General features: G+C 43.0%; 9 protein-coding genes. 2 read left to right on the forward strand and 7 right to left on the reverse strand.

From position 1 onward, the window contains the following. Nucleotides 1–49: 49 nt before the first annotated feature. Nucleotides 50–1903 (reverse strand): leucine-rich repeat domain-containing protein, encoded by a 1854-nt coding sequence (locus Q7J63_RS01040; RefSeq protein ID WP_304883606.1) that lies wholly within the window; start codon nt 1901–1903, stop codon nt 50–52. Between the two features lie 1171 nt (nt 1904–3074). On the opposite strand from Q7J63_RS01040, the gene Q7J63_RS01045 reads away from it, so the two are divergent. After that, nucleotides 3075–3614 carry a DUF1566 domain-containing protein gene (locus Q7J63_RS01045; RefSeq protein WP_304883607.1) on the forward strand — a complete coding sequence of 180 codons (540 nt, stop codon included), beginning with the start codon at nt 3075–3077 and terminating at the stop codon, nt 3612–3614. A gap of 656 nt (nt 3615–4270) precedes the next feature. On the opposite strand, the gene Q7J63_RS01050 is transcribed toward Q7J63_RS01045, so the two are convergent. Continuing rightward, complete coding sequence (locus Q7J63_RS01050; RefSeq protein WP_019598291.1) at nt 4271–4657, reverse strand: hypothetical protein; 387 nt, start codon at nt 4655–4657, stop codon at nt 4271–4273. Nucleotides 4658–5035: 378 nt separating this feature from the next. Here Q7J63_RS01050 and Q7J63_RS01055 point away from each other — a divergent pair, with 378 nt between their 5' ends. Then, entirely contained in the window at nt 5036–8863 is a 3828-nt protein-coding gene (locus Q7J63_RS01055) for a PVC-type heme-binding CxxCH protein (RefSeq protein ID WP_304883608.1), read from the forward strand. Nucleotides 8864–9452: 589 nt separating this feature from the next. Here the strand turns inward: Q7J63_RS01055 and Q7J63_RS01060 are convergent. The 5 genes from Q7J63_RS01060 to Q7J63_RS01080 form a co-directional block, all read right to left on the reverse strand. Next, entirely contained in the window at nt 9453–10640 is a 1188-nt protein-coding gene (locus Q7J63_RS01060) for a DUF4861 family protein (protein WP_304883609.1), read from the reverse strand. 16 nt (nt 10641–10656) lie between these two features. Then, the gene (locus tag Q7J63_RS01065) at nt 10657–11880 is read right to left on the reverse strand and encodes a glycoside hydrolase family 88 protein (protein ID WP_370691848.1); all 1224 of its coding nucleotides are present in this window, start codon (nt 11878–11880) and stop codon (nt 10657–10659) included. Between the two features lie 79 nt (nt 11881–11959). Further along, nucleotides 11960–13471 (reverse strand): RagB/SusD family nutrient uptake outer membrane protein, encoded by a 1512-nt coding sequence (locus tag Q7J63_RS01070; protein ID WP_304883611.1) that lies wholly within the window; start codon nt 13469–13471, stop codon nt 11960–11962. Nucleotides 13472–13494: 23 nt separating this feature from the next. After that, complete coding sequence (locus tag Q7J63_RS01075) at nt 13495–16815, reverse strand: TonB-dependent receptor (protein WP_019598283.1); 3321 nt, start codon at nt 16813–16815, stop codon at nt 13495–13497. Nucleotides 16816–16966: 151 nt separating this feature from the next. Further along, on the reverse strand, nt 16967–18022 hold the full coding sequence (locus tag Q7J63_RS01080) for a FecR family protein (RefSeq protein ID WP_304883612.1): 1056 nt from the start codon (nt 18020–18022) through the stop codon (nt 16967–16969). Between the last annotated feature and the right edge of the window lie 36 nt (nt 18023–18058).

Consider the following 18058-nt stretch of genomic DNA (forward strand, 5'->3'; position numbering starts at 1 on the left):
CCGCGGCTATCCCTACTCCTGTCCATTGACATTCAGGAATATTTCCGGATCAATCTCCTTCTTGCCTTGTGGTGATTGTTGTGTTGGGGAGGTTATCCATCAGAAATTTCAACTCCTCCTCGGGGTAATCATTGCCGTTTATACCCAAATACCTAAGGGTATTTGCCAAATTTGCGATGCTTGGTGGAAAGCGTGTTATCTTATTCCGGCTCAGATTCAATAAGGTAAGTTTGGACAGATTCCCGATGCTGGCCGGAACACTGGCGATTTCATTCGTAGAAAGCATGAGCTCCTCCAACTTTTTGAGTTGACCGATGCTTTCGGGAATTGCTTTCAATTTCACATGACCGGCGCTCAATATTTCCAAGTTGGCCATTTTACCAATATCGGATGGGAGGTTATCCAATTCTCCATGAATGATAAGATTTTTTAAACTCGCCAAATCTGTAAAAGATGCCGGCAATTCCTTTAGCCTCAATACAATATTTAGCCTGTTTAGGCTGACCAAATTCCCAAAATTCTCCGGAAGACTGCTTACTCCACTTCCATATCGGATGCTTAGGTCCTTCAAATTGGAAAGGTCGGAAAAGCTTTCCGGGAGAACTCTATAATCCCCAGATAACCAAAGTGTCTCGAGATTTGCGAGCCTACCAAAATCAACTGGCAGGGTAGCAGGCTTGGACGTTACCGTAAAGAAACAAAATTCCAGATTTGACAGGCCAGAAAAGGAGTTTGGGATGTTTTGAGACAATACAGGACCTCTAAATGTTTCCAGATTTTTCAAATTGCCGATTTGTTCCGGTAATTTTTCGATTTGGTTCAGTTCCATGTTTAGGTAATTGAGGCTGGTGAGGTTACTGAAGCTTTCGGGCAAACTTTTAAGCCCCATCCCTGACATGTCGAGAAACCTTAATTTAGTCAATTCCCCAAAGCTCTCCGGGAGAGATGCCACGTTCAGCGTACTCAAGATCAAGGTGTCAAGTTCCACCAAATTCCCAAAATCATCGGCGATACTGGTAAATTGGGCGTGTGAAAGGTTTAAATATTCCAACTTGTGATAATGTGCCGAAATAACGCTCGGGAAGACTTCCAGTAGATTGCCTGCAAGTTCCAACTTGGTAAGATGCTTCAATGCCTTCAATGCAGGAAATTGATCCTCGTAACTGAACATCCACCCGTAGCCATCACCATTCATCACTAATTCGGTCACATCCCCCGCTTCGTTCCGTTTGAAATAGGACGGTGAATAGAGTTTGCCCAAATCTTCCAGGGCTTCATCTTGCTGGTATTCGCCCGATTTGAACACAATTGTCTCCGATGCTGATTTACTGCCATACCATGTTGTCCAGGTGATTTTATATTCGGTGTTTTCAAAACCATAAAAAGTAATATAAGCAGACTCCTCATCGGGTAACCATAAGCCTCCGTGACTTTGCCCAATGATCTGAAGGTAGTTTCCCTCAACTGTCCACATCCCTTTGTCATAGGACTTCGCCAGAAGCCTCAACCTTGTTTGATAATGTTCATGGCTATCATCCAGAATCTCTGTTTTAAGTGGAGAAAAATGGACTTTGACGGTATCCGTGGTGGTCTTGGATCCCATTTTCACCTGCCAAAGCAATTTGTATTCCTCCCCCGGAAGGCCATTGAAGATGGTTTTTGGATCGTGTACATTGTTAAATGAAACTTTATCATCCACCATCCCACTGTGGATCGACCAAGTACCTGTTTCATCTGGTTTCAAATCATCACCAGCCAAGGTGACCCTGAATTCCTTCAGGTCGTAGAAGTCTATTCCTCCATTGGTGGGGGCTGGTGGAAGGTCGGGCTGGTGGATATCATCTTCATTTTGACAACTCATCAGAAAAGCAGTTGCGACAAACAAAAAAAGAATTTTCTTCATATTCTTAGAATGGCTTCATCAATATTTAAATCACCGGAAAAACACCCTCTCAGCCGGGGATTTAAATATAAATTTTATTTTTGAATCCCATACTCTTTGAAATAAAATTCTCCTTGCATTTTCAATCCCATTTAGAATGTATATGAGGGCCTCTGTTTTTTTCAAAACCTTTGATTGATTTTATCCAAAAGCAATTGCAAAAAGAAGAGTATGTTCGGTTGAATTGTATCTGCCACATTTCCCGAAGAATCCCCTCCTCTTGGAAATGAACCCAAGTCATGGAACAGTGATTTCGTAAACCCCCGATTGGATCTTCCAGTCAGATGACAATAAATGTATCTTCCCCCCAAACCCAAAACAGAAGAATTCCCCCTTCAAATCATGCAGTTGCCTGGCATTCCAATTCGGGAAACAGGATTGGAATGCCCTCTTTGAAGATTATTTTTTTTAGGTTCCTGAGCCTTAAACCCCAAATATGCATTCCGTTTCCAAATGAGATCGAAACGGCAAGAAAATCAACTTATTGGGAGACTAATTCCTGACTCCAATAGGCTGAAGTCAAAAATAGTCAGCAAATAATTGATTATCAGTAAATCACAATATTGAATTGAGTTCATAATGTATAAAACGGGTTAAATTTGAAATATTTGTTTGGTTAACTGATAAGGTTGAAACTGAAGGACAATCAGGCTTTTGGGAGAATAAGTATATTGCCTTTAGGGCAAACTCTAAAATAATATACAAATGACCGATTATTAAAAAATCATATCCTGAAATAGAATTGGCAATGCAAAACACGGGTTTAAGCTTAATTCAAAACGAGGGGAATGACAGATGAAACTTCCTAAAGCTATATTTTTTACATAAATTGAATATTCTTGTATTTTAACCCGAAATGCATTCCGTTTCGCAAAAGGGGTTGAAACTGCAAGAAAATCAGACTATTGTGAGACTAATTCCTGACACAACTGGGGTGAAGTCAAAAACAATCAACAACTAATTGAACATCAATTCATTATAATATTGAATTGAGTTTGTCATGCATAAAACAGGCTGAACCGATCCGGTGGAGCCAAAAATTGTAAACCAAGACTGATTCTTAAACAATTCCAGGTAGAAATGGAATTGGCAATGCAAAACACGGAATTAACAATATCGATTTCAAACACCTATGAAGATACTGATTCGATTGATTTTGATTTTAATTGTTCCAATTGCAATTGTAGGCTGTGAGAAAGAACCAAAATTCAGAATTGGCCAAGAGTATGGTGGAGGAATCGTATTCTATATTGACAATACGGGCAAACATGGGCTGATTGCCGCCCCATTTGATCAAGGACAAGCAGAATGGGGTTGTCAAACAACAAAAATCGAGGGTGCTGAAGGAGAAGAAATCGGGACTGGGTTGCAGAATACGCTTGATATCCTGAAGGGATGTTCTTCTGAAAATATTGCAGCAAGAATATGTTCTGAACTGGTCCTAAATGGATACGATGATTGGTTTCTTCCGAGCAAAGATGAACTGAATCAACTTTTTATACATAAGAATAAGGTAGGAGGATTCGCAGATGATGTCACCGCTCCTTATTGGAGTTCTACAGAGTGGGAAATCTACAATGCAGCATGGAGACAGACTTTTGCAGATTATTTTGAGCAGACAGCCTATGACAAATACAATGTATACAATGTTAGGGCCGTCAGATATTTCTAAGAGATTTGCTCGTACTTTGTTGTTTTTTGGGTAGCGGATGCCCATTCTCAAGTCGAAGAACAACATCTTTTACTATTCCAAAAAAATCGTTCGATCCGTTCCGGCAGCCTGATGGCAGATAAATCTTTGTGTGCTCCCCTACTCGATCCGCACAAAACGCTCCTCCAACACCTTATCGTATTTTCAAAAAAATCCTCAGTTAAAACCCGAAATACGCATTCCGTTTTGAATTGATCGGCAATTGGGCAAAGAAATCAGGCTATTGGTAGAATATGGAGAAGTACTGATCTAGAGAAGTCAAGAATAGGGAAGCAGCAGTTGTGTTTAAGATTTTAAATTTCTGAACTCCATTTGCACAATTTCATGGATTAAATCCGAAAGATGCAATAGGTTTCCAAATAGGATTGAAACTGAAAGAAAATCAGCCTATTGGAAGAATAATTCCTGACACCAATAGGGTGAAATCAATAATAGTCATCACCCAATTGATTGTCACTCAATTCCAATATTTCGTTAAGTCCTTAACGCATAAAATGGGTTTAACGGAACAAATTCAGTTTTTCATGGATGGAGGTCATGAAAAGCGGGCCAATTGGCCGCGCTTCGAAAAAAATCACCCCATTCTTAAAATCAACACAAAACCGAATATTTTCGGATCAACCTTTCATCTTGTGTTGCATGTGGTCTAAGACAAGATTATGCTCATGTTGGGGGCTGAACAGGATGACCTCTGCGTCCTGCTCGACTCTCACAGAATGACCCGGAGGCCAGTAAAAAAGGTCACCACCGTGAATCATTTCATGTTTCCCATTGGCATAAGTCACATCGATTTCCCCTTTTATGACATAACCCCAGTGGGGAGATTGGCACATGTCCCCTTCCAATCCTTGGAGCAGTGGGGCGATGTCCGTTCCTGTGCCAAGGGAGAAATATTCCCCACTGATTTTCCCGAATCCAGTGGCATCTCCAAAATCCATCTTTTGTCTGGCGACGGCTCCTGGCACATCAAATTTTACAGGTACTTCTTCTTTTGCGATATGCATTTTTTTTCCACCTCTGTGGCGATTAGGTTAAAAATATACAGTATTGAATTTAGCGTTTCTTAAAAAACTTTGCAAAATAAACGGGTAATATTTAAGCATATATTTCATTGACTATTAATTGTTTATATGAATTATCCGCTTAAAAAGAAGAGCGGTATAATTCCTTGTGTTGGTCCAAGGATTGGAAAAAAATTTAGGGAAAATTCAAGCGCATCACCCCTCTTCAATTCCCCACCATTTTCATTCCTCCGAAAGGAAATTAAAATAGGGAAAACTGTGATATGACCATCCAAATTTTTATCTTTTACTTGATTTACTGAATCTTGTTTGCCTTAGGTGGGCAAGAACAATATTGAGACCCAACCCAAATAGTCAAAAATGAAAGTCATCAATTTTCCATTGTGCTTGCTCCTTCCCTTCATGTTCTTGACAGGAAGTTGCAAGAGATCCGCTGTTGACGATTCTTCCCAGCAACCTGCTATACCCACCGCGCTTACCATTAGATGGAATGAAAATGAAAATTCCCTATCCATATTCAGGAAAGACGAGGACGAGCCCATCCTGACCCAAAATGCCAAAGATGATTTCAGGCCATTTATTCATCCTATCCTTGCTCCTGATGGTAAAGGCGTGCTCACCGAATACAGCCCCGGTCACCACAAACACCAAACCGGCTTGTACTGGGGATTTACGAATGTCAATGGCAGGGATTATTTCCACAATCCCCAAGGTGATTATTGGAAAAAAGTAGCCTTAAATATATTGCAAAAGGAAGGGGAAGAGGTGAAGTGGCAGACCCTCTATCATTTATTGGATGCAGAAGGGGAAACGGTGATGGAAGAAACGCAAAACTGGTCCATGAAGGAGGTCGCTGGCAAATATTTATTGGAACTGGAGTGGAAAGGTGAAGCCATACAGGATGTCACCATCGGGAAGTACGATTATGGTGGTTTGTTTCTTAGAATGCCCTGGAAAGAAGGAATCAATGGGGAAATCGTGAATGCTGCCAGACAGAAGAACGAACTTGCAGAAGGTCAGCCGGCCATGTGGATCAATGTCGGCATGCAGGTAGATGGAAGAAACGATTTGGCCAATATTGCCATTTTTGATCATCCTGAAAACAGGGGATATCCGCAAAAATGGAGGGTGGACAGTCAATTGGGCTTAGGACCTGCATTTACCCGTGATGGAGATTGGACCATTGAAAAAGGCAAGTCGGAGATCATCAAGCACCAGTTGGTGGTCTATACAGGAGCGTTCAATGATGTGGAAGTGACCGAATACTGGAGTGCTTTTTCAGGCAAGGCAGGGATGTATAGCAGCACTGAACTTTGGGGAATTGCACAGGAAGAAGGCCGGACGGCCAAATTCCTGAATCCTCAAGAAGCTGTGGATGCCATGACCATCAAAGCAGGTTATACAGTCAATGTCTGGGCTTCAGAACCCATGATGACCCAACCCATGGCTTTCTGTTGGGATGACAGAGGCCGGTTGTGGGTAGCCGAAAACAAGGATTACGAATCCAGGGGCCATGGCTTTTCCAGTGCTGGAGACAGCCGCATCTTGATCTTGGAAGACACAAACGGTGACGGTGTTGCGGACAGCCGAAAAGTGTTTATGGAAGGTTTGGCCTTTCCTGCAGCCATTGCAGTGGGATTTGACGGGCTTTATGTGGGGGCGCCCCCCAATCTTTTGTTTGTTCCAAACAAAAACGATAAAGCCGATATGGAAAAGATCGAGATTTTGTTGACCGGATGGGGCATCAGGGACAGACACGAAACGCTGAACAGCCTGCATTGGGGTCCGGATGGCTGGTTGTATGGTTTGCAGGGATTTGCTACCCCCTCCAAGATCCGGAAACCAAACGGAGACAGCAAACTGTATTACCACAATGATCCTTTTCCCGAAGATTTATTGGAAGCAGATGGGGTGGATATCAATGGCGGAGTATGGCGGTATCATCCCACCAAAGACCGCTTTGAAGTGGTGGCCCATGGCTTCAGTAACCCCTGGGGAATTGATTATGATGCCAAAGGCCAGTTGTTTATGACCGCCTGCGTGATTCCCCATCTTTGGCACGTGGTACCGGGAGGGATTTACCACCGTCAGGGCGGACAGCATTTCAATCCTTATGTCTATGAAGACATCAAAACAATAGCCAACCACAGCCACCGCTCTGCACATGGTGGAGCGAGGATTTACCAATCCGATGCCTTCCCCAAAGAAGAGCAGGGTAAGATCTTCATGGCCAATATTCATGAACATTCCGTTTTGTCTGATATTTTGGAACCCCGGGGTTCGGGTTTCGTGGGAAAACACGGAGATGATTTCATGTTGGCCAACAATGCCCAATGGGTGGGTTTTAGCATGGAAATCGGTCCTGATGGTGCACTTTATGCCCTTGACTGGCATGATGCGGACATCTGCGGTAAGGAAGTTTTAAATTCAGAAACAGGAAGGATTTTCAGAATTGCAGCGGAAAAATCCCTTGCCAAAGACTTTGAAGGCCGGTATTCAGATCTCGATAAAATGTCTGAAAAACAGCTGATTGACCTGCAAACCAACCCCAGTGACTGGCATTCCCGAAGGGCAAGGGCTATTTTGCAAAAAAGGGCTGCCAAAGGAAAACTACAAGCCAATACGGTCGCTGGATTGAAGGATCTTTTTAACAAAAACAAAAATCCGGATTGGAGATTAAGGGCAATGTGGACCCTGCATATCACTGGAAACTTTTCGGAAACAGAATTGGTCCAAGCCCTTTCTGACAAAGATCCACACATCAGGGCATGGGCGATTCAATTGCTCTGTGAGGACTTGAACCCATCCGCTGAAGCAATGGCCAAATTCAAAACGATGGCCAAAAACGATGATTCCGCCGTGGTAAGACTATATTTGGCTGCCGCCTTACAGAGATTGGGCACAAATGATCCATGGGAAATCGCCACGCTCCTCCTCCAGCATGCCGAAGATGAAAAGGATCACAATTTACCCAAAATCATTTGGTTTGGAATCGAACCATTAATGGCCAAAAACCCGGATAAGTTTCTAGAAATGGCCGCCAAATCAAAGATCCCATTGGTCACCCAATATATGGCCAGAAGAGCTGTGGATGCGGATGAAATGGAAAAGCTGGTTGCCACCATCGGAAAAAACGGTGAGACTGCCGAATGGCTGTTGGCGGGAATGCTGAGTGGAATGGAAGGAAGAGCCGATCTCCAAACACCCCCCAACTGGAAATCAACAGCTGCTAAAATGCAGAGTAGCGAGGGGAAAAAGAAGAACCTATCCATTCAGATTTCTGAGTTGTTCGGAGACACAGAAGCCACCCAAAGAGCCTTTGCAACGCTTAAAAATAAAAATACGCCTATAGATCAGCGGAAAAGAGCCCTTCAAACCCTTAGCGCACAACAGCGGAATGAGCTAATCAAGGAATTGCCGCAGCTTTTGCAGGATCCTGCGCTGAGATTGGAGGCCATCCGATCAGTGGGGGCTTTTGACAATGAAACTTTGGGTAAGTTGTTGATAGAAAATTACCCCAAATATTCCCCCCGGGAAAAGGCAGAGGTCATCAATGTCCTGTCCTCACGGCCTAGATACGGGGGCATGCTCACGAAGGAAATAAAGGAAAAAAGGATCCCAAAAAACGAAGTGCCAGCCAATGTCGCCCGACAGTTGCTTCGGGTGGTGGGAAGTGGATTTATAGAAGTGTGGGGCCCCATAGAGCAGGTGCCAAGCGATGCCGCCGCCTATGCGAAGTATCGGGGGATGTTGGCCGGCAACTCCCTTGCGTCAGCAGATTTGACAAGGGGAAAAATGCTTTTCCAGCGATCCTGTGGCAGCTGCCATAAAATGTATGGAGAAGGTGGAGAAATGGGGCCGGATCTGACAGGCTCAAACAGAACAGATGTGGATTACATCCTGATGAACGTGTTGGAGCCCAGTGCCGAAATCCAGGACGCATACAAGATGGTGGTGATCAATACCCGTGATGGAAGAACCTATTCCGGCAATGTGATCGCTGAAAACGAAAGGCAGCTGACTTTAAGGATTGTGGGACAGGATCCGGTGATCATCAATAAATCCACGATCCAATCCCGTGAAATAACGGACGTTTCGATGATGCCACCAGGCCTTTTTGAAAACCTAAGTGAAGGGGAAATTGTGGATTTGATGGCGTATTTGAAGTCCAATAAGGCGGTGAATTGAACTTCAGGAAGCGGAATCCACATTTGGGGTATAAACCCCGAAATCTAAGACACTGAAAAAGTAACGAAAAGCAACAAACTTGAAGTAAGTTATATGGAAATATGCGTTCAGTTCCCCATTTGGACTTGTCACTACAAGAAAATTGGACAATTGTTGGAACAAGTCGTATTGCCGATTTGGTGAAATCAAAAACAGTGTTTTACTGAGTGGTAATTAAGAGATTTCAGGCTGGAATGAAATTGGCAATGCATCCCACGGGTTAAAGGGATGCCAAGTCAGTCCATCTTGAAGAATAAAACCAGCCCAGAAACCGGACTGGTTTTAAGAATTAGTATTCAACCCAATTGTACTGTGATATTAAATTCTTTGAATGATAACTACAATGGAAAATGGTTTAACCCGGAATATGCATTCCTTTTCCCAATTGGGTCTTGGAACTAAATGAAATTCAGACCATTGTAAGAACAAATCGTATTGCCGAATTGGTGAAATCAAAAACAGTGTTTTACTGGTTGCTTATAAAATAATTTCAGGCTGGAATAGAAATCGCAATGCATCATACGAGTTCAAATGATTTCCAGAAGAGGATTCATTTATCGACAAATCTGACTTGAACCGGGCTATTCAACCTCTCGGAAAAACTTTGTAAATAAGCAGTCCATTCTTTTTCGTTTACAATTTCTCCTGCTTCGTCCCATGCAAAACCGGCATAAAAGACGAATGTATTTTCTGAATCAGGAACCAAGTTGACCAAAATGTGACTTTGGTCCCTGTAAGGACTTTCTTGCTTCCTAATGCTCTCAATTTTTGATGGATCCAGTACAATACCTGTTCCAATATAAGTTTCTTTCATAAGTTCCCAATATCCAAAAAAGCCCTTTTCTTCATCCCAAAAAGCCTGCCCATCATTTTCGTGCATCGTCAACCCAACAGTTAGATAAGGTATTGGCTCTGAACTGTCAATTTTAATCTCATATTTGGTCAGATTGCTTCCCAAATCCAAAGAAATCCTTTTCTTTTCTTTGATTGAGATCCCTGCAACGGTGTAGGCGGAATAATCAAGATCAAACATAGTCTTCAACGGACCTACAGCTATGGTTTTGTGATTGATGAAATTTTCCGCTGCATAAAGGGTATCTTGATACCAGAATCCGGTTCCTCCCACGCCTCTGCTTATTCCTACATGGTAAAAGTCAGCCCCTTCCCCGGTATCTTCATGATAAGAACCTTCACCAGACAGTTCTTTCTTATACCATTTGTCAATTATGGGATAATTTACTTTTTTATGCCATGCATCGATGCCACTTGAAAAAGTACCACCGGGCTTCCCTTCTTTTATCCTTCGCAAAGCATCAGGGCCATATGTTCTGAAGGCTACCTTATCGTTTTCCCAAGTATAGTCATCAGTACGTTCGGGAACAAACCTCGAATAGGTCATCACTTCCGGTGAAAGGAAAGGCTCCTCCACTTTCACAATTTCCAAATGAATTTCCTTATTTTTTTCAAGACTTACACCGACCAATAGGTTTTCTCTTTTGCCCTGTTCGTCCAAGAGCCACTGATGATCCAGCATGTTTCCATTGCTGATGTTCCTGACCCTGATATAATCCCAGTCTTTTTCATCCCATCCTTTTTTCACTGATACCATTGGCAAATTGATGACCGTAAATTCATGGTCTCTCTCTGATACCACACTAAAATAAGAGGAAGATTCGTGCTGCTTGCAGGCTACTAAACCTAGAAAGAGCATCAAAAAGCCAGAAGCGTAATGTCTCATAAGAATTGATTTTTATTTAATACTTCCGTTCTGAGGTGAACCTTATATTGTTTTTTCTTTGAAGGGCCTCCAGATAATAGTAATCAGCATAAACCAAAGGCACATCAACTTCGTGTTTTCCAGGTAAATGGCCTGTACTGTGGAGCAGTAGAAATCCTTTATTGGCACCAAGCTCAGATCTATAGCTGGCAGTCAAATTATCCAGTACTTCAAGAGCGGTATCTCGGTATTTCCTTTTACCTCCACGGACATAGGTGTCAAGCTCAATTAATGCAGAGGCCATGATGGCTGCTGCGGAAGCATCACGGGGTGCATTTGGGATATCAGGGGCATTGTAATCCCAGTAAGGGACCATATCTTCCGGCATATTGGGATGATCCAACATAAATGCAGCAATTTTTTCTGCCATGTCCAAATATTTCTTTTTTCCTGTTTCCCTGTAACTCATGACATACCCGTACAATCCCCACGCTTGACCCCGGGACCAAGCAGATTCATGCGCATGTCCTTGATGGGTGTGTTTGTTTCTTACCCCACCTGTCAGTGTATCATAATCGATAACATGGAATGAGCTATTGTCCTCCCTAAAATGATTGGCCAAGGTCACTTCGGCATGGCTATCGGCGATCTTATAATACGTGGAATCCCCTGTGACTTTGGTGGCCCAAAAAAGAAACTCCAAGTTCATCATGTTGTCAATGATGACTGGATAATCCCATTTATCACGGTTGTGATCCCAAGACCTAATTACCCCTACCCTGTCATCAAAACGTGAAATCAGGGAATTGGCAGCAGTAATCATTACCTCTTTGTATTGCTCATTACCGGTCAACTGATATCCTTTGCCAAAGCTGTTGTAGATCACAAAGCCAAGGTCATGTGTACCCTTATTGTCTTTAACCGATTCAAGTGGCTCGGTGAATTCCTTTGCTTTTTCTTTCCAAAACTCGTCACCAGTAGCCTCAAACATCCACCAAAGATTCCCTGCAAAAAAACCACTGGTCCAGTCTTTTGGAGGCACCATAAAAAGGGTGTCCTCCCTTAGAGACCGGGGGCTCAAGAGATCGGGATATTGCTCTTTGACTTTCGCCACCTCTTTCAGGGCGAAGTTCAATTGTTCCCCTGCAAATTCAATTGTGTTTTTCGGTGCGGATTGCTCCCTACAGGAAGCAAAAACCAAAAGAAGTGAGAGGAAGAAAATTCCGTTTGATTTTGACAAAATAGAGTTTTGATTAAGCATATTAAATGATAAAGAATAGCGTCTGAAAATGAAATAAAAAATGGGGAAATTGCCTCCCCATCTTTATGTACCAAATCAATTAATAGCCTGGATTTTGGGGAGCCAAATTGGGATTTGTCTCCAGTTCCTGCCTGGGAATAGGCATTAAATAATCTCTTGCTTCAGAGAAGGTCGCATGCGGCTCCAAGGAATTGGCACCTGTGAAAACCTGCGTTCCCAAATTCCTCCTTTTGATATCATACCATCTTTTAAATTCAAAAGCCAGTTCCAATCTTCTTTCTTCCATCACAAGATTGACAAATGCCTCTTTGCCCATTCCCGGCTGCACATCTTCCGGAAAAGTATTCATCACTCCTGCTTCGTTTCTTGCTCTTGCCCTGACCTGATTGATATAACCCACTGCTTCCGCATTTCCTCCACTGATTTCGCCCAAGGCTTCCGCCGCTATAAGCAATACTTCCGCATACCTGAAATCTGCATAGTTATGGTCGCTAAACTGCATTTCACCTTGTGACCTACCTGGAAATCTGGAGTATTTCGCGATATGAGGTCTTTGTGTATTGACAAATGCCGAAAAAGGACGGATAGTAGTACCCATCAAGATTTCCGAATCAAAACTAACTTTCTTTCTATAATCCCTATCGTCCCATGTATCAAAGACCATCATGGAAGGGACGATTACACTCCACCCGGAAGGAGTGGCACCTCTAATACCTGTCATGGAAGCCATATAGTCTATGTTTGCGTTGCCTGGACCACTCTGTAGACCCAGAAAATCAATGGCAAAAACATGTTCCTGCAATCCATTCGCAGTATTGGCATTGAACAGACCTTGGAAATCAGGTAGCAATGCATAACCAAATGAAGCCCTATTGTCAATAACCCATTTTGCTTCCTCATAGGCTTTGGGATAATTGGCCAAGGTTAGGTGTACAGATGAGAGATAGGAAGCAGCCGTACCTTTGGTGGCTCTGGTTCTTATATTATTGGGTCTGACATCGGGTAACCATTGCTTGGCATATTCCAGGTCTTCAATTATTTTCCCAAAAATCTCCACCTCGGCGGTTCTGGAGATAGTCTTGATTGACTCAGGATTATTGATGAAATAATCAATGTAAGGAACAGCCCCAAAATTACGAACCAGATGATAATAGGAAAATGCTCTCATAAAACGAGCCTCAGCTATTAAAGGATTAAGCTGTACTTCTGAACCCTGAATGCTTTCAGCGCCTGATATTGCGGCATTGGCTGCACTGATGACTTGGTACCAAACTGGCCAAAAAACAGTGATCATCCCATTGTTGTCATCCATATTGAAGTCATTCATTTGCTGTCTAGCAGCAGGTGTGCCCCTGTCTCCGATATCCGCCATATCACTTCGCAACATCAAAGCAGAGACAAACTGTCTGCCATACAACGCCTCCGTGGCCAAAAGCCCTACGGATCCCAGTACAGCCACATTTACATCTGCAGGCGAATTGAATAGTCCTTCCGGCGCCAAAACCCCGATTGGCTTCTCCTCTAAATTGGTACATCCAAAGATCCCTGCCATCATGCAGGCAATGGAAGCTATTTTATATATGTTTTGCATGGTTATTTAGATTTAATTTTTTGTTAAAAAGCAATGTTTAATCCCACTGTGTAGGACTTTGCATTTGGATAACTTCCATAATCAAGCCCAAGATTTCTATTTCCGCCCGTAGCGCCTCCAGAATTGTAATTTACCTCAGGATCATAGCCTTCATAGCTGGTCAATGTCAGTATATTCTGCGCAGAAACATAGATTCTAGCCCTGCTTAGGCCAATACGGGAAGAAGCACTTAAAGGTATATTGTATCCTAAGGCTACGTTTTTTAGTCTAACAAAACTTCCATCAGAGATAAATCTTGTAGAAACCCTTCTCGTCCTACCGACGGAAGCTCTCGGGACATCCGTATTTGTGTTTTCTGGAGTCCATCTATTCAGTGCATTAGTGGTTGCATTATTCACACCTGAGAGCAGATCCAGCTCCATCAAGGTGTAGCTCAATATATCATTGCCCTGGATGCCATGAAAGAAGATATTCAGATCAAAGTTTTTGAATTTGAAGTCATTGTTAAAGCCCCAGGTAAAGTCAGGATGAGGATTACCGATGATTTCACGGTCATTTGCATTTAGGATATTGTCCCCGTTGACATCTCTGAACTTCTCTCCTCCAGCTACTTGTTCGAAACCGCCACCCGGGACGAAGGAGTCCCCCTGCTGGTACACCCCGTCATAATGCCACCCGAAAAAACTACCCACGGGAAATCCTTCACGTAGAATCTGAGTCTGTCCAAGCCCGACCATATGGCCCGGTCCTGATCCGTAGAGAATGTCATTCCCTCCTGGTAAGCTCAGTACTTTATTTCTATTCTGGGAAAAATTGAAATCTGCATTCCATTGTAGTGTGCCTGTAAGGATTTTGGCACCGACAGTTAGTTCAATCCCCTTATTTTCCACACTTCCCACATTCTGAAGCTGAGAGGTGAAACCAGAATACTGTGGCAAAGGTACCTGAAACAAGAGGTCACTGGTCACCATCCGGTAATATTCTACGGAGGTAAATATCCTGTCCGCTAAGAAGGATATATCGGTGCCGATATTCAACTGTGCAGTGGTTTCCCAAGTCAAGTCATTATTAGCAACTGTAGTTGGCCTAATGGCATTTACTGGCAAACCATTTACCACAGTAAAGATATCCGAGTACCTGGCAAGTGTTTGATAAGGCTCTATCGCTTGATTTCCGGTAAGTCCATAACTGACCCTCCATTTCCACATACTGAAGGTCTCACTATTTTTAAGAAAGGATTCATTGCCCATATTCCATGCTACGGCTCCTGATGGGAAAAATGCCCATTTATTATTCACACTGAAAGTAGAAGAACCATCGTAGCGTGCATTGAACTGAAACAGAAATCTTTCATCATAGCCATAATTCACCCTTCCATAAAATGAGGCCAACTCCCACCCAGTCAAAGATGAGCTAGGTCTGCCCCAAACAGACGAGGCGCCCAAATTCCAGTACTCAAAAGCATCTGTGACAAAATTCTGACCTGTACCTCCCCAACCCTCGTTGGATTCGGTCTGGTAGGAATATCCTCCCATTACAGTAAGGTTATGGATTTCCCCAAAAGTCTTGTTATAAGTCAGGTAATTTTCATTCTGTAGCAAGGTGCTTCTGATTCCGTTAACATTGGCCTGACCTCCTACGATTCTGCCTGCGTTCAAAGTAGTCGGTAAAAAAGTGCCTATCCTGCCGCTGTTGGTAGTTGCCCCCAATGTGGTTTTGAAGGAAAGGTTATCGAAAATGCGATAATCCGCAGAAAAATTACCTTGAACCCTGTCGTTAACAGACTCATTTTGGAATTCCCTGGCAACGGCCACCGGATTGTCATGAGGATCGTTCATCCTTGCAATGGTGTATCTTCCGTTTTCATCAAATATCGGCTGATCCGGTTCAAATTTAAATGCGCCGGCAACAACACCAGTGTTTGATGCACCTCCTGATCCCTCTTGTGTTCGGGTTCCCTCCTGCTGGGATCTTTGGGCAAATATATTGACGCCTAGCTTCAGTCTTTCAGAAGCTTGGATGTTGACATTGCTGGTAATGGAAAACCGGTTGAATCCTGAACCCGTGATCACACCTTTCTGGTCAAAATATGCTCCCGAAACATAGTAATCCACTTTATCGGCACCACCTGAAATCGAGACCTGATGGTTCTGAATATTACCGGTTCTGAAAATCTCCTCCTGCCAGTCTGTATCTGAACCTAAGGCAGTAAAGTTGGGCCTAATTTCACTTACGTAATCGATAAATTGGGATGCATTCAAAAGGCTCAATCTGCTGATTTCCTCTTGGCTCGAATATGCAGTATTGATTTCAATTCTCGGAGCTCCTGATTTTCCTTTTTTGGTCGTCACCATCACTACTCCATTGGCTCCCCTAGAACCATAAATAGCCGTTGCTGAAGCATCTTTAAGGACTTCAATGGACTGGATATCTTCAGGGGGAGGCATTGCAGCACCTACAAAACCATCCACCACAAATATCGGATCACTGCTCGCATTAATTGAAGTTCCTCCTCTGATCCTTACTTTGAAGGAGGCCCCAGGCTCCCCGTTATTAGCTTGGATCTGCACCCCGGCAGCCCTGCCCTGAAGGGCCTGAGCGACATTCAAGGAAGGAAATGCAGTCAGCTGCTCAGCCTTCACTGAAGAAACAGAACCGGTAAGGTCACTTCTTTTCTGCGTTCCATATCCGACCACAATCACTTCCTCCAAAGAAGATATGTCCAGCCTTAATGAAACATTTACTTGAGTCTTGTTGTCCACCGCAACACGCATCGATTCAAACCCTATATAGGAAAAAACCAAGGTGGATCCGTCTGGAACAGTAAAAGTATAATTCCCATCAATGTCAGTCACGGTACCCATGGTAGTTCCCGACACAGTAACAGAGGCCCCTGGCAAGGGATCACCTTTGTCATCAGTGACTTTTCCTGAGATGGTAACTTCCATCAATTCAATAACTTCAACTGCTTTATCTTTACTCTTACCTGACTTCACATGAATATTCTCATTGACCTGCACAAAGTTCAAATGCGTCTGCATGGAAACGGCTACCAAAACATCATATAGTGATTTGTTATTTTCCACAACCGTGATGGCTTGTTTCAGATCTACTAGGTTATCTGTATAGGTGAACTTGAAATCCGTTTTGGATTCCACCTGCCTAAAAAACTGGGCTAGGGATTTTTCTTTAAGATTTAAAGAAACCTTCACTTCCTCAATGCTTTTTCGCTGCGCATTCCCGTCGTTGGCCAAAATGACCGTACAAAGGAAAAGCTGAACCAGGAACGCGTATATTAATCGTTTTGACAGCATGATCAGTTGCCTTCGTAAATTATTTTCCATAAGTTTGAATGGTTTAAGTGTTGAAATACTTGGACTAATGCCTCCCTCGGATTCCAATTAGAAAGAGGCATTCCTACGGGCAGGAGCCTGTTCCGCCAAGAACAGTCCCTGCCTTTTTTGCTAGCTGGTATTGTTGTCAAGGTTTTTCATGTCATTTTGGGTTGGTTATGGTTATTTTTTTATTCTCAATTTTATAGCGCATGCCTGAAGTCAAGCAGATTCCGCGCAATACATTTTCCAGTATTTCATCTTCATAGACGCCGGAATAGGTCCAATTTTTATCAAAGCTGCCTTTCAGTTCTATATTGACACCATACCATTGTTCGAGTTTCCTCTTGACATCAACCAGATTGGAAGTCTTGAATACCAGAAAGTTGTCTTTCCACCCAGTGACCTCATTGGGATCAAAACCCGTTTTCCGAAAGGCCCCACCTGCTTCCAAAATCAACATTTCATTGGGGTCTAAAGTCAATTTGCTGCCGTTTTCGGTATTTACGCTGACTTTTCCGGTGACCAATGCCACGTAGAGTGCTCCGTTCTCCTTCTTTTTGACATTGAAGGATGTGCCCAAAACCTGTATTTTCGTTTCCCCCGATCGGACAATAAAAGGTCTGCTTTCCTTCTCGATTTCAAAAAATGCTTCCCCAATTAAACTTATCATTCTACTGTCACTGGAAAACTCCTGCGGAAACTCAATTTCACTATTGGCATTCAGGTGTATTCTGGACCCGTCCGGAAGGTCAATAATGGATTTTTGACCGGAAGGGTTTGTTCTTTTGATCAAGGCTATTTCCGCTATTGTGGCTTGTTCGGGTTTAAATCGCATCGCTTCGAATTGTACCCAGACGCAAAAAAGAACCAGCAAAGAGGCCGCAATTCCTTTGATCGGAAAAACCGGGAATGATTTCACAGATGTATGAGAGCTGCTTTTTGTAGACATTATGGGTGTTTGCTGACGAAAATGATTGTCTGCCTTCAGAATGTTCTCAAAAGTGTCTACATACATCCTATCTGTAAATTCAGGACAATCGGTGTACTTCACTGACCGGATCAAATTGGCAGCTTCATTGACCAAAGACCTTTTTTCAGGATGCTGTTCCATCCATTTTTCCCAAAAATGACTGGTGTTTTCATTTGGGCTTTTTATCCACTGAATGAAAAATTCATCCGTAATAAAATTCTCTATATCGTAATCTTCGTATTTCATATCGTAGATGGAAATTCAATTCCTTAAAACTTCGCT

Origin of the sequence: Rhodonellum sp. (assembly GCF_030656585.1) — a bacterium.
GTDB classification, from domain to species: domain Bacteria; phylum Bacteroidota; class Bacteroidia; order Cytophagales; family Cyclobacteriaceae; genus Rhodonellum; species Rhodonellum psychrophilum.